Raw genomic sequence first — 12,351 nt, 5'->3', positions numbered from 1 at the left:
TGAGGTCTACTCCTTGCGGTCGTGCGCGGCAGGCAGCCCGGACTGCGGCTCAGTGGGTGCATTCGCACTGAGCCAGCCGTAACCCTTGCGTTCCAGTTCAAGCGCCAGTTCGCGCGTCCCCGACTGCGCGATTCGCCCCTGCGAAAGCACATGCACGTAATCGGGCACGACATACTCAAGCAGACGCTGATAGTGCGTCACCAGCACAATCGCGCGGTCGGCGCAGCGCAACTGATTGACACCCCGAGCAACCACCTGCAACGCGTCGATATCGAGGCCCGAATCAGTTTCGTCGAGAATCGCGAGGCGTGGCTCCAGTACCGCCATCTGCAGTACTTCGTTGCGCTTTTTCTCGCCCCCGGAAAACCCTTCATTCACCGCGCGATACAGCAGGCTTTCGTCCATCTGCATGAGCGCCATTTTCTCCTTGACCAGTTGCAGGAATTCCATTGCGTCCAGTTCGGGCTCGCCGCCATGCTTGCGCTGCGCATTCAACGCTGCCTTCAGCAGGTACACGTTGCTCACGCCCGGTATTTCGACCGGGTATTGAAACGCGAGAAAAAGACCTTCCCGTGCGCGTTGCTCCGGCGCTAGCGTGAGCAGGTCATGGCCCGCGTACTGCACGCTGCCGCCTGTCACGCGGTAATGTTCATCGCCGGCCAGTACATGGGCAAGCGTGCTCTTGCCTGAACCGTTCGGGCCCATGAGCGCGTGCACCTCGCCCGCGTTTACGGACAGATCGATGCCGCGCAGAATCGGCTTGCCTTCCACTTCAACGCTCAGGTTGCTGATTTCAAGCATGATCCTTGCCCCTGTCAGCCTGTGCTGCCCTCCAGACTCACGCCGAGAAGCTTTTGTGCTTCGACGGCGAACTCCATAGGCAGCTCCTTGAATACTTCCTTGCAAAAGCCGTTGACGATCATCGACACCGCATCTTCCTCCGACAGGCCGCGCTGCCGGCAATAGAACAGCTGATCCTCGCCGATGCGCGACGTCGAGGCCTCGTGCTCGACTTTCGCGGTCGGGTTTTTCACCTCGATATACGGAAACGTGAGCGCGCTGCACCGATCGCCGAGCAACAGCGAATCGCACTGTGAATAGTTGCGTGCGTTCTCCGCTGACCGGGCCATTTTCACGAGCCCGCGATAGGCGTTCCTGCCATGGCCGGCGGAAATGCCCTTCGACAGGATCGTGCTGCGCGTGTTGCGGCCCAGATGGGTCATCTTCGTGCCCGTGTCGGCCTGCTGATAGTTGTTGGTGAGCGCCACCGAATAGAACTCGCCGACCGCGTTGTCGCCCTGCAGGATCACACTCGGGTACTTCCATGTAATGGCGGAGCCCGTTTCGACCTGCGTCCAGGAAATTTTCGAGTCTGCTTCACGGCAGTCGCCGCGCTTCGTCACGAAGTTGTAGATGCCACCGCGCCCGCGCGCATCGCCCGGATACCAGTTCTGCACCGTCGAGTAGCGAATCTGGGCCCCCTCCAGCGCGACCAGCTCCACCACCGCGGCGTGCAACTGGTTCTCGTCACGCATAGGTGCGGTACACCCTTCGAGATAACTGACGTACGCTCCCTTGTCCGCAATGATCAAAGTGCGCTCGAACTGCCCCGTGCTCTGTGCGTTGATGCGGAAATACGTGGAGAGCTCAATCGGGCAGCGTACACCCGGCGGGATGTAGCAGAACGACCCGTCGCTGAATACCGCGGAGTTGAGTGCAGCGAAGAAATTGTCGGTGGGTGGCACGACCGAGCCGAGATATTGCCGAATAAGTTCAGGATGCCTCTGTACTGCTTCCGAAAACGAACAGAATACGATGCCGAGCGCGCCGAGTTTTTCACGAAACGTCGTCGCGACCGACACACTGTCGAACACTGCGTCCACTGCCACGCCGGCGAGAATCTCGCGCTCCTGCAGCGGCACGCCAAGTCTCTCGTACGTGCGCAGCAGTTCCGGGTCAACATCCTCCAGACTCTTTGGTCGATCTTTCGACGCAATTGGCGATGAGTAGTACGCGATATTCTGGTAGTCGATGCGCGGATGCTCGACCGTGGCCCACTGCGGCTCGCTCATGGTCAGCCAGTGCCGGAAGGCAGCAAGGCGCCATTCGAGCATGAAATCAGATTCGTTCTTCTTTTCGGAAATCAGGCGGATGACGTCCTCGGAAATGCCGCGAGGCAATGTATCCGATTGCACGTCGGTCACGAAGCCATGCGGGTATTCGCGCCGGATCAATTCGTCGATTCTGGATTCGCTGGAACTCACGCCTGACCTCCGCTTTCAACGGTGCGGCCGCGGTGTTGCTGGCTTGCTGGTGAGACCGGAATCACACGCCTTTGGCCGATTCCCGGATGTGCCAGCGGCAGAAGGCGGCGCGCGTGAATCGCGCTGATGTCGCCCTCGCTCAGCGTCGGTCCTGCCATATCGGCCAGCGATACCTGGCGCAGCGCATCAAATATCAGCCGGTTGACCTTCTGCCAGTTGGCGCGCGCACTGCATACCGCCTCCTGCGTGCACAGCCCCGGTAGAGCGCTGCATTCGGTCATCCCGAAGGGGCCGTCGACAGCTGCAATGACGTCGGACAACGTGATCCGCTGTGGAGGAAGCGGCAACTGATAGCCACCGCTCACACCTCGCACCGACACCAGCACGCCACCACGCGTGAGCATCTTCATCACCTTGGACACCGTCGGCGCGGGGATGCCGGTGGTTTCGGCGAGGCTGCCGGCAGTCTTCACGGCCTGTGGATCGCGTGCCATCGTGATCATGATCACTGTGGCATAGTCGGCAAGCTTGCTCATCCGCAACATGGGTGTCTCCCTGCGAATCGGTACCTGTTTAGTCCTGATTCACTGACAACATTAGCACTCCTTTTCACGAATAGACGAAAGACATCACTGCACGTGAGCATTCTTGCTGTGTCGTTACGATCGGCGCGGCAATTCAGGAATCTTGTTCTTTAAGCAGTTTGTTAGCAAGGACGCGCGCTGCGTCTCGTGCCTGATCCTCGTGCACGAAGTCCATTTCGGTTTCGTGCGGATCGTCCGCTTCGGGTTCGGCCCCCACTTCTCGCAGATGAACGATTCCTCGATAAGTGCCCGCACCAGTCTTCATCACACGAACTCGTGCGATGTGCGTGGTGGTTGCGTAGATTTCATCTTTCATGGCGACATCAAATGAATCGCAGCATGAGCACTATTATGGGTTTCTCTGCGGCTACCGTGACCGCCTCGATCGGGAGATAAACGCCACAGGAATCGTCGTGGCCTTCTTCGGCGTCAATCGCTCGCGCGTCCATTCGAGCGTTCGCGAACCGACCGTTCTGAAGTGACCGGCTTCGCTAACCGATGAGGCGTCGCAAGTACATCGCCGGCAACCCGTTCGCATGCCGCATGTCGAAGACCTTGTCGCTGTCCTCGATACAATCGGTCCTGACGACGATCCGCATATTGCAGAGATCCCGGCGATGCTGATCTGCATGGTGCCATGCTGGTAGCGCCCGCGTATAGATGCGGCCTCCGCGATGCTCGGCGCAGCGAACAAGCCGGTGAAGGTATTCGGCCTATGGTGCGGTCCACCTGGTCTGACCGTAAGGACGACGATAGTGACCATCGGAGAAACACTCCATACCATTCGGAAAGTCGTGCGCGACTTTGTGGTGCAAGACAGATGGCACCAGATGAAGACACTGGAGCTGATTGACGAGAGCAGACCCAGCACGAAGTCGATGATGCAGCGAATGTCGGCGCGATGGCAATCTCGCAAGCCGCGCGCGACATTCTCGCCGAGCGTGCGCGCCAAGTGCGGCTAGACGGTTGGACGCTCGAACACGATGACGAGCATGAATGCTGTGAACTTGCCGATGCTGCTGCCTGCAACGCATTGCATGCGAGCGGTGTGCAGATCGCGACGATTGCCGAATACTGGGCCTTCGGACGCGGAATGGTGAAAGGCGACAATGCCACGCCGCATGCGTGAAAATGCAGGCACGCTAATCATCACGGAAATCGACCGCATCGACCGCATCGCTCTATCGGCATCTGCAGAGAATGGTAGCCAATCAATGAGGAAATGCGCCCAGCAATACCGCGAGCTTCCACAAAGCAAGCGCGCACAAAATTCCGAGGATTGTCGCAATGAGAATCTGTCGCTTGCACTGAGCCGGATCGTCGATTGAATGCCGATGGGGTATGTGAATCAGTCGCATTACGGCCACCTCAATCATGGGTTGCCTTGTCCAAATACTAGCACGCGCGTAAATGCGTGATGGCTCCGCAAAGATCGCCCCCTGAGAGAGACCAGTAAAATCCGAACTACCAATGATGTTCGTGCCGCGAACGTCGGCGTGGAGGCCGTCGAATGTATCGCTGCCAATGGCGGGGAACCCTATGTTCAATTTTTCAGTTGAAGGTGACGGCTATTGGCTCCCGGCCAGCATGAGAGTCGCCGGATGCACGATTTCCTATCTCGCCGCCTGCCGCTCCCACCGCGATGGCGAAAGATGTTCAGCGTTATGAATATCTGCTCAACTGCGCGCTGATAGAGGCTCAACGATATGTAGGGGATTTGGATTTCAAAGACTTCAAGGCAAAGCGGCGCGAAAAGCACGATGCCGCTAGGCGAGGGTCTCCTCAAAGATGCGGCGCCATGTGCGCTTGCCGGTCAGGCGGTAGGCATCCGCGTACAGCTTCACAAGCTGGCCGTTGTCAGAGAGCATTTTCTCGAAGTGCGGCACGGCTCAAGCTCAACGTGCGTCGACGCTATAGCGGTCGAGCCCGCCGCCGAGCGGGTCATAGATGCCGCCCGGCCGCCATGTGGTCGAGCGTGCGTTCCAGCGCGTCAAGCAGCGCGGGTTCGCCGGTTTCGTTCAAGACGTGCAGCACGAGGCCATAACAGCTGGGGTTCGGGAGCTTGGGCGCGCCACCCCCATAGGCTTGGTCAGCGTTCCGCACCAAGGCGCGAGCTGTCTGTGCCGGCAAATCTCGACTTGAGGGTATTGCCCGCCCTGGTTTGCCTGGGAAGTGATGCGCTCGCATATTACGGGATCAAGGCCATTGCATCGTAACGGGACGCGCGTCTGTAGCCACTTCCACGCGATGAAGTGGCCCGAGCCTGGCATCCTCATTCAGACGTCTGTCAGCTGTATCAGCACATGCCACCGCGATCGTGCCGCAAAGCAACGAGCGACACGACGAGCTCGGCGGCCGCGCCGCACACGCGGCGTGCGACCGGACCCGCCCTGCCTCGTCGCGTGTGCGGGCGTAGAATTGCAGCAGGTCAGGCTACATGGGCCGCACGGTGAAACCAGTCATGCTGCGCTGGCTGCGCACCCTGATTCCAGCAATCGCATTGGCGTGGATGTCTTCCGGCGTTCACGCGGCCGACGATTTTGCGGCCCTTCGTGCGCAAATGATCAAGGACATCGCGGAGCTCACCGCCGAAACCTTCGTCGCAACCGGCAGACCCGCCATCGATCCACGCGTGCTCGCCGCGATGGAACTGGTGCCTCGCCACCAGTTCGTCCCGGCTGGCGAGGAGCGCAACGCCTATGAGAACCGACCGCTGCCGATCGGCTATGGCCAGACCATTTCACAGCCGTACCTTGTCGCGCTGATGACCGACCTGATGACGATCAAGCCCACTGACGTCGTGCTGGAAGTCGGCACCGGCTCAGGGTACCAGGCGGCGATCCTCTCGACCCTCGCGCGAGCGGTATATACGATCGAAATCATCGAGCCTTTGGGCAATGCGGCGCAGGAGCGCTTGCAGCGGCTCGCGTATAGGCGCGTGGAAACCAGGGTAGGAGACGGCTACTACGGGTGGGAAGCACACGCGCCTTACGATGCCATCATCGTCACCGCCGCCGCGAGCCATGTCCCTCCTCCTCTCGTGCGGCAGTTGAAGCCGGGCGGGAGGATTGTCATTCCAGTTGGCGCACAGTTTCTGACGCAATACCTGCTGCTGATCACGAAGTCGAACGACGGGACCGTTTCCACCCGACAGGTTCTGCCCGTCAGCTTCGTGCCGCTCGTCGGGCACTGATTCTGCGCGTGAATCAGGCGACGCAACGGGACGGCGCGAACCTGCACGGCAGCATTGGCTGAGCGCGCCCCGTCCCGCATCCCCTTCGGGTTCACGCAATCATGCCTGCCGCGCCGCTGTTCGCCCTCTCCCTGCTCTCGGCCGCAGCGCTCGGTTACGAGCTCCTGTTGATGCGACTCTTTTCGATCATCCAATGGCATCATTTCGCGTACATGATGATCAGCGTCGCGCTGCTGGGTTACGGAGCGGCCGGTGCGATGGTCGCCCTGGCGCAGCGCTGGCTCGCGCCCCGGTTCGCGGCCGTGTTCGTCAGCGGCGCGGTCCTGTTCGGCGTTTTTGCGGTCACCTCGTTCGCTTTCGCTCAGCGTGTCGCGTTCAACCCGCTGGCGATTCTGTGGGACCCGCGCGAACCTTTGCGCCTGCTCCTGATCTATCTGCTTCTGCTCATTCCTTTCTGTTGCGCCGCGACCAGCGTCTGTCTCACCTTCACACGGTTCAACGATCAGATCCCCCGCATTTACAGTTTCGACATCGGCGGAGCGGGCGTGGGGAGCGTCGCGATCATTGGTGCGCTATTCGTGTTCCATCCGCTGGATGCGCTGCGATTACTGGGTGCCGCGGGCGTCGCGGCAGCGGCCCTGGCATGCGTCGAATGCCGCTGGCACCAGCAGTGGTTGCCAGCCCTGCTGCTCGGCGCCGCGGCTTTGTTGGCCGCCGGCCTGCCACGCGACTGGCTCGCATTGCGGCCGTCAGAGTACAAGGAATTGAGCCAGGCCCTGCGCATCAAGGACGCGCACGTGGTCGCCGAAAGCTCCAGCCCACTGGGTCTCGTCACGGTGGTGGAGAGCCCCTTGATTCCCTTCCGCCATGCGCCCGGGCTGAGCCTCAACGCGACGAAGGAGCCGCCGCTGCAACTCGGCGTGTTTACCGACGGCGACGGACTGGCCGCGCTCGATCGCTATGACGGACGGCGCGAGCCGCTCGGGTACCTCGACTATCTGACTTCCGCACTTCCCTATCACTTGCTGCGGCGACCCAAAGTCCTCGTTCTCGGCAGCGGCGCTGGCGTCGACGTGTTGCAGGCGTTGTATCACGAAGCGAGCGCAATCGACGCGGTAGAACTGAATCCTCAGATAGTCGAAACGGTGCAGCACCGCTTCGCCGACTTTTCTGGCAAGCCTTACAGCGCACCCAACGTTCGCCTGTTCACCGGCGACGCGCGGGGTTTCGTTGCCGCCCGCGGCGAGCACTACGACCTCATTCAGGTCGCGCTGCTGGATTCGTTCAGTGCCACCTCGGCTGGCCTTTACGCACTTTCCGAGAGTTACCTGTACACGGTGCAGGCGTTTCAGGACTATCTGCGGCATCTCAACCCGGGTGGCATGCTGACGATCACGCGCTGGGTCACGCTGCCGCCGCGCGACGTCCTGAAGCTGTTTGCGACGGGCGTGCTGGCGATGGAGAACGCCGGCGTGACGCAACCGTCTCGCCGGCTCATGCTGATCCGCGGCTGGAACACCGCGACGCTACTGGTCAAGAACGGTGAATTCGACGACGCGGACATCGCCGCGCTGGGCAGCTTCTGCCGTGCCCGTTCGTTCGACGCCGGATACTACCCGGGGATGCAGGCCGCCGAAGCAAATCGCTACAACCTGCTTGATAGGCCCTACTTCTTCGAAGCCGCGCGTGCTCTGTTGAGCCCCGGGCGAGACACGTTCTGGGCACGCTACAAGTTCGACATCCGCCCCGCCACGGACGACAAACCGTACTTCTTTCACTTCTTTAAATGGCGTTCGCTGCCCGAGTTTGTCGCGCTGAAGGGGCGAGGCGGCCTGTCGTTGCTGGAATGGGGCTATCCGGTACTGATCGCAACACTGCTTCAGTCCACGTTAATGGCCATCGCATTGATCCTCTTTCCACTCTGGGTGATGGCGCGCCGCCAGCGCACGGCTCATGGTTCGCCGCTTCTAAGGGCCACGTCCCGCAGCAGTGACGCCACCCCTTCGGTGGCGGGGATATCCGGACGTAGAGTCGCTATCTATTTCGTCGCGGTTGGCTTTGCCTTCATGTTCATCGAAATCGCGTTCATCCAGAAGTTCGTCCTGCTCCTGAGCCACCCGCTGTACGCTGTCGCCGTCGTGCTATGCGCGTTCCTTTCGTTCGCGGGACTTGGAAGCCGGTACGCGCAGCGCCTGCAGGGCCGCAAGGTGCTGGCCAGCTACGCGCTGCGGCCGAGCAGGAACACGAATCGCTGGCCGGTCGTGGCAACGGCCATCGCTGCGATCTCCGGCATCTCGCTCGTCTACCTGCTCGTGCTCCCTGCTCTGTTCCCGTTGCTGATCCCGCTACCCGATCCGGCCAGGATCGTGATTGCCGTGATACTCATCGCGCCGCTCGCGTTTGCGATGGGGATGCCCTTTCCGCTGGGGCTCAGCCGCGTTGCTGCGGGCGCCGAAACGCTCGTGCCCTGGGCTTGGGGCATCAACGCTTGTACTTCCGTGGTGGCTGCAGTTCTGGCCACGGTACTGGCAATTCATCTAGGCTTTACCGCAGTGGTCGAGATAGCGGTCTTGCTCTATCTTGCCGCGGCGGCTGCCTATCCTTGATCCGGAATGATCCCGTTAGATTCGGCGTGGGTTCCGAACGGGCCCGCGCACTCATGAGCGGGATCAAGCTGAGCACATGCCGGGGCCGGTGGGCGTCGGCACCAGCGACGCGACGCTCACTGCGAGGCCGAGCGTCACGGCGGCCATGCGGCCGTAGTCGAGTGTCGCGGGGACATCGTGCGCGGTATGGTAGTGCGGATTGCGCAGATACGCCGTGTCCGTGACCATCACAGCCGGATAGCCTTCGCGCCAAAAGGAAGAGTGATCGCTCAACGCGACGCCCGGCACCCACCACGGCAACGCCGCGCTTTGCAGCGGAAAATCCGACGAGGCCCGAAACGCGTTGGTTAGCCATCTCAGTCGCTGCGCCGAGCGAAGGTTGGAAACGAAGCCGATGAAATTGCCGCTTGACGGATAGAAGTAACGTAGCAGCGGCGGATACGCCTGGGTGCCCGGCTCGTCCCGGTAGTAGCCGAGCATCTCGAGCGACAGCATCAGGCGAATGCGATCCCTTCGCAGGCGCGCGGCCCTCGCATACCGCAGGCTTCCCATGTCGCCGCGGAAGAAAAACGGCGCTTCCTCATTCACGAACGCGACGCAGCGCATCGTGTACAGGGGCGCAAACGCCTGAAACAGGAACATCGTCTCGAGCAGCGCTGCGACGCCGCTGGCGTTGTCGTCGGCTCCCGGACTGCCGCGTACCGTGTCGTAATGCGCACCCAGTACCATGATTTCGTCAGGCTTAACACTGCCTGGTAGCACCGCCTCGATGTTCGCGCACTGGACGCCTCGCACCAGATAGTTCTGACGCGTCACCGCGCAGCCATGTATCGCCCATTGCCGTTCGATATAGTCGGCAGCCGCGTGCAGCGCAGCCGGGCGGAACACGTTGCGCTCGCCGATGTCTCCGGCAAGGACGTTCACATGGCGTTGCAACGCCGCAGCCAGGTCGGACACGCTCGCAGTCAGCATACGACTTCCTCCGCCACGTCGTAATCGGCCGGCAGGGGAGCGGTTGCAGGCGGGTGGTTCGATGCGTGTCGACGCAGGCGATGCACGGATTCCCGCTCGCCCTCCCGCCGTCGCGGTCACGGTAAAAGCGTCCTGTCGCCATCCGATGGTATCAACGTAGCCGTCAGCCGCGAGAATTCAAGGCTAAACGCGTGCGTGGATGCGGACCTGCAACGCTTTTCAATCGAGACTGAATAATCAGGATATTCTCGCTCTGGCGAACGAGAACTCCCCGCCTCACCGTCACGCTGAAGCGGAAGCGCTCCATGAGCCTGCTCATTGGACGCGGGACAAGGATTGTCTGCGTCGATTTATGGTATGACCTGTTAATGGCACCTGATTCCTTTCCACGACTCGCCTAGACAGTTACCGACGACCTGACCAACAGTGCGGGAATGTCGCTGTGCGTGAGGACCTTTTGCGTCTCACTGCCGGGCAGGAGTGCGCGTACCCACGGCGGCCATGAGAGGCCATGAGAGGCCATGACGATGAAATCGCATTTATGACGTCCACATCGGGAGGATCTGGCATTGGCACGCGGAATAGCACGCCAAGCGCGAAGGCTGTTCACACGCAACGAGAAAGTGCCAAGTTGAGCTCTTCGGTCTTACTCCCTTTCGCTTTATCGGCTCGCGCCGTGATTTACTTAATCAGCTGCATCCCGGCGACCTTCGAAGCCGTCACGTCGAATGTGGCCGTGTACTCGCATTCGGCGACATGCCCAGACCGCTCGATCAGGCAGTCCGCGAAATCCGCCTTGTCTGAGGCCGCGAAGACACGCAGTGCCTTTCGCACCGTGTCCGCACTCTCCACGATCAATTCCTTGGTGCTGATCATCGAATCAATGATGTCCTTCATCTGATCGCGCTCGACGCCGTAGCAGCGCTCGAGAACCCATACGACCTCGACCAGCGCGACCTGCGAAACGTACCCCAGCCGCTCAGCCGACAGGGACTCCATCAGCGCCGTCGCCCTTTTCGACTGCACGGCGTCGTCCTGCGCGAAGTAGCGGACCAGCACGTTCGCATCAAGTCCGATCATCGCGCGGATGCTCCCTGCTCCGCGATAGCCCGATTCATGTCCTCGATCGACACCGGTTTAACGGGTTTCTTCACGATGCCCTTAAGCGAAGCAAGAGAGCGCGTGGCCGGATAGACCTCGTACCGGCCCGTCGCCTCGTTGAAGCTAAATTCGATCCGATCTCCCGACTTCAAGCCAAGATGATTGCGCACGTCCACCGGTATCGTGACCTGGCCCTTAGATGTGATGGTTGCTGCCGTCATAGCGCCCTCCCTGCGCCTTACTTTAAGGTAAGGAGACACAAAGGGCAAGTGCAGGGGCAAACCCTGCTTCCCCTTGTGCTGGCTTGCACGATGCAGAGGAGAGGACTACCTTTGCTTTAGAGCCGCTTACGACGCTCAGCGAAGCGGTCCTGGCAGAAGTGCCGGCGCAGACAGTACGAAGTACGGCAAGGCGGCACAACGACGCCAAGAGCTTTTTTGTTAGCGGCTCCAGCGAGTGACGTGCAGCGAGGTGGCCTATGGCGCTTGCGATTGCCCTGAGCCTGATCATCGTATTGGCGGTAGGGTTTCACTTTGCCAGTCCCTGGTGGATCATACCGATCGCCTCGAACTGGGTGCGCATGGACGACATGCTGACGATCACGATCGTCATTACCGGCGCGCTCTTCATCGCGATCAACCTGTTCATCGTGATCGCACTGGTGCGCTACCGCCACCGCAGGGGTCATCGCGCTGCTTACGAGCCGCACAACAAGCGGCTGGAATGGTGGCTGATCAGCCTGACCTCTGTGGGCGTGGCAGCGTTGCTGGCACCGGGGCTTTTCGTCTACGCGGACTACGTACGGCCGCCGCCCAACGTGCTGCAGATGGAAGTGCTCGGCCAGCAATGGCAATGGCGCTTCCGCTTTGCCGGCCCCGGAGGCAAGCTGGGCACGACAGACGTGCGCTACATCAGCAACGACAACCCCTTCGGCCTGAACCCCGGCGACCCCAACGGCCGTGACAACTACCTGATCGAGACGTCCGAGGTGCACCTGCCGCTCAACCGGCCAATCCAGGTCCTGACGCGGTCGCGCGACGTGCTGCACGACTTCTACGTACCGGCGTTCCGTGCGCGAATGAACATGGTGCCCGGCATGGTAACGACCTTCTGGTTCACGCCGACAAAGGCAGGGCGTTACGACATCCTGTGCGCGCAGCTTTGCGGCATCGGGCACTCCAACATGCGCGGCGTGGTCGTGGTGGAAGACGAAGCATCGTTCTCGCGCTGGCTGGCGCAGCAGAGCACGTTCGCGCAGCGGCAGCATGCCAAGGTGCAGGCCGCACCCGCCGCTGCAGGCGGCAGTGCCCAGGCGCTTGCTGACCAGGGCAAGGCGCTCGCGGAGGTCAAGGGCTGCATCGCCTGCCACACCGTGGACGGCAGTCCGCGCGTGGGCCCCACCTGGAAGGGCCTGTACGGCAAGATCGAAACGATGGCCGACGGCAGCGCCGCGAAGGTGGACGAAGCCTATCTGCGCGCCTTCATCCGCGACCCGAAAGCCCGCGTTGTGAAGGGCTTCGCACCCATCATGCCGAACTTCGACCTAAGCGAGCAGGAGCTGACCGCGCTGGTGGCCTACATCAAATCGCAAGGCGGCCCAGCCGCCAGCAACGCAGCCAAACCCTAGCGGA

The 12,351-nt window shown here is 61.2% G+C and carries 13 protein-coding genes; 5 read left to right on the top strand and 8 right to left on the bottom strand.

Features of this window, described 5'->3' with window-relative positions:
- Positions 1-6: 6 nt before the first annotated feature.
- The 4 genes from sufC to J8I87_RS23540 all read right to left on the bottom strand — a co-directional run bounded on the left by sufC (position 7) and on the right by J8I87_RS23540 (position 3,164).
- Positions 7-801, bottom strand: coding sequence for a Fe-S cluster assembly ATPase SufC (gene sufC / locus J8I87_RS23555; RefSeq protein ID WP_209934363.1), 795 nt, complete (start codon positions 799-801; stop codon positions 7-9).
- A gap of 14 nt (positions 802-815) precedes the next feature.
- A complete protein-coding gene (gene sufB, locus J8I87_RS23550; RefSeq protein ID WP_209934362.1) occupies positions 816-2,264 on the bottom strand; it encodes a Fe-S cluster assembly protein SufB in 1,449 nt (482 codons plus the stop codon).
- Positions 2,261-2,809, bottom strand: a complete 549-nt coding sequence (locus J8I87_RS23545; RefSeq protein WP_209934361.1) for an SUF system Fe-S cluster assembly regulator — start codon at positions 2,807-2,809, stop codon at positions 2,261-2,263. Before J8I87_RS23545 ends, sufB begins: the two co-directional genes overlap by 4 nt.
- A 133-nt stretch (positions 2,810-2,942) precedes the next feature.
- The gene (locus tag J8I87_RS23540) at positions 2,943-3,164 is read right to left on the bottom strand and encodes a hypothetical protein (RefSeq protein WP_209934422.1); all 222 of its coding nucleotides are present in this window, start codon (positions 3,162-3,164) and stop codon (positions 2,943-2,945) included.
- A 585-nt stretch (positions 3,165-3,749) separates the two neighbouring features.
- On the opposite strand from J8I87_RS23540, the gene J8I87_RS23535 reads away from it, so the two are divergent.
- The 4 genes from J8I87_RS23535 to J8I87_RS23515 all read left to right on the top strand — a co-directional run bounded on the left by J8I87_RS23535 (position 3,750) and on the right by J8I87_RS23515 (position 8,647).
- Positions 3,750-3,977: a hypothetical protein gene (locus tag J8I87_RS23535; protein ID WP_209934360.1), complete on the top strand. Its 228-nt coding sequence runs from the start codon at positions 3,750-3,752 to the stop codon at positions 3,975-3,977.
- Positions 3,970-4,176 (top strand): hypothetical protein, encoded by a 207-nt coding sequence (locus tag J8I87_RS23530; RefSeq protein WP_209934359.1) that lies wholly within the window; start codon positions 3,970-3,972, stop codon positions 4,174-4,176. Before J8I87_RS23535 ends, J8I87_RS23530 begins: the two co-directional genes overlap by 8 nt.
- 1,133 nt (positions 4,177-5,309) lie before the next feature.
- Positions 5,310-6,041 (top strand): protein-L-isoaspartate(D-aspartate) O-methyltransferase, encoded by a 732-nt coding sequence (locus tag J8I87_RS23520; RefSeq protein ID WP_209934358.1) that lies wholly within the window; start codon positions 5,310-5,312, stop codon positions 6,039-6,041.
- Positions 6,042-6,142: 101 nt separating this feature from the next.
- Complete coding sequence (locus J8I87_RS23515) at positions 6,143-8,647, top strand: spermidine synthase (protein WP_209934357.1); 2,505 nt, start codon at positions 6,143-6,145, stop codon at positions 8,645-8,647.
- A 63-nt stretch (positions 8,648-8,710) separates the two neighbouring features.
- On the opposite strand, the gene J8I87_RS23510 is transcribed toward J8I87_RS23515, so the two are convergent.
- The 4 genes from J8I87_RS23510 to J8I87_RS23495 all read right to left on the bottom strand — a co-directional run bounded on the left by J8I87_RS23510 (position 8,711) and on the right by J8I87_RS23495 (position 10,941).
- Positions 8,711-9,619, bottom strand: coding sequence for a M28 family peptidase (locus J8I87_RS23510; RefSeq protein ID WP_209934356.1), 909 nt, complete (start codon positions 9,617-9,619; stop codon positions 8,711-8,713).
- 397 nt (positions 9,620-10,016) lie between these two features.
- Positions 10,017-10,229 carry a universal stress protein gene (locus J8I87_RS23505; protein ID WP_409518791.1) on the bottom strand — a complete coding sequence of 71 codons (213 nt, stop codon included), beginning with the start codon at positions 10,227-10,229 and terminating at the stop codon, positions 10,017-10,019.
- 71 nt (positions 10,230-10,300) lie between these two features.
- Entirely contained in the window at positions 10,301-10,699 is a 399-nt protein-coding gene (locus tag J8I87_RS23500; RefSeq protein ID WP_209934354.1) for a PIN domain-containing protein, read from the bottom strand.
- A complete protein-coding gene (locus tag J8I87_RS23495; protein ID WP_209934353.1) occupies positions 10,696-10,941 on the bottom strand; it encodes an AbrB/MazE/SpoVT family DNA-binding domain-containing protein in 246 nt (81 codons plus the stop codon). The genes J8I87_RS23500 and J8I87_RS23495 overlap by 4 nt, the downstream gene beginning before the upstream one ends.
- Before the next feature lie 257 nt (positions 10,942-11,198).
- On the opposite strand from J8I87_RS23495, the gene J8I87_RS23490 reads away from it, so the two are divergent.
- The gene (locus J8I87_RS23490; protein ID WP_209934352.1) at positions 11,199-12,347 is read left to right on the top strand and encodes a c-type cytochrome; all 1,149 of its coding nucleotides are present in this window, start codon (positions 11,199-11,201) and stop codon (positions 12,345-12,347) included.
- The last annotated feature ends 4 nt before the right edge of the window (positions 12,348-12,351 follow it).

Origin of the sequence: Paraburkholderia sp. LEh10 (assembly GCF_017814945.1) — a bacterium.
Lineage (GTDB): Bacteria > Pseudomonadota > Gammaproteobacteria > Burkholderiales > Burkholderiaceae > Paraburkholderia.
This window is presented reverse-complemented; position numbering and strand designations above follow the sequence as displayed.

Coding starts and splice junctions, on each gene's coding strand:
- sufC (WP_209934363.1), bottom strand. CDS start 801: ATGCTTGAAATCAGCAACCTGAGCGTTGAAGTGGAAGGCAAGCCGATT.
- J8I87_RS23545 (WP_209934361.1), bottom strand. CDS start 2,809: ATGTTGCGGATGAGCAAGCTTGCCGACTATGCCACAGTGATCATGATC.
- J8I87_RS23540 (WP_209934422.1), bottom strand. CDS start 3,164: ATGAAAGATGAAATCTACGCAACCACCACGCACATCGCACGAGTTCGT.
- J8I87_RS23535 (WP_209934360.1), top strand. CDS start 3,750: ATGGCAATCTCGCAAGCCGCGCGCGACATTCTCGCCGAGCGTGCGCGC.
- J8I87_RS23530 (WP_209934359.1), top strand. CDS start 3,970: ATGCGTGAAAATGCAGGCACGCTAATCATCACGGAAATCGACCGCATC.
- J8I87_RS23520 (WP_209934358.1), top strand. CDS start 5,310: ATGCTGCGCTGGCTGCGCACCCTGATTCCAGCAATCGCATTGGCGTGG.
- J8I87_RS23515 (WP_209934357.1), top strand. CDS start 6,143: ATGCCTGCCGCGCCGCTGTTCGCCCTCTCCCTGCTCTCGGCCGCAGCG.
- J8I87_RS23510 (WP_209934356.1), bottom strand. CDS start 9,619: ATGCTGACTGCGAGCGTGTCCGACCTGGCTGCGGCGTTGCAACGCCAT.
- J8I87_RS23500 (WP_209934354.1), bottom strand. CDS start 10,699: ATGATCGGACTTGATGCGAACGTGCTGGTCCGCTACTTCGCGCAGGAC.
- J8I87_RS23495 (WP_209934353.1), bottom strand. CDS start 10,941: ATGACGGCAGCAACCATCACATCTAAGGGCCAGGTCACGATACCGGTG.
- J8I87_RS23490 (WP_209934352.1), top strand. CDS start 11,199: ATGGCGCTTGCGATTGCCCTGAGCCTGATCATCGTATTGGCGGTAGGG.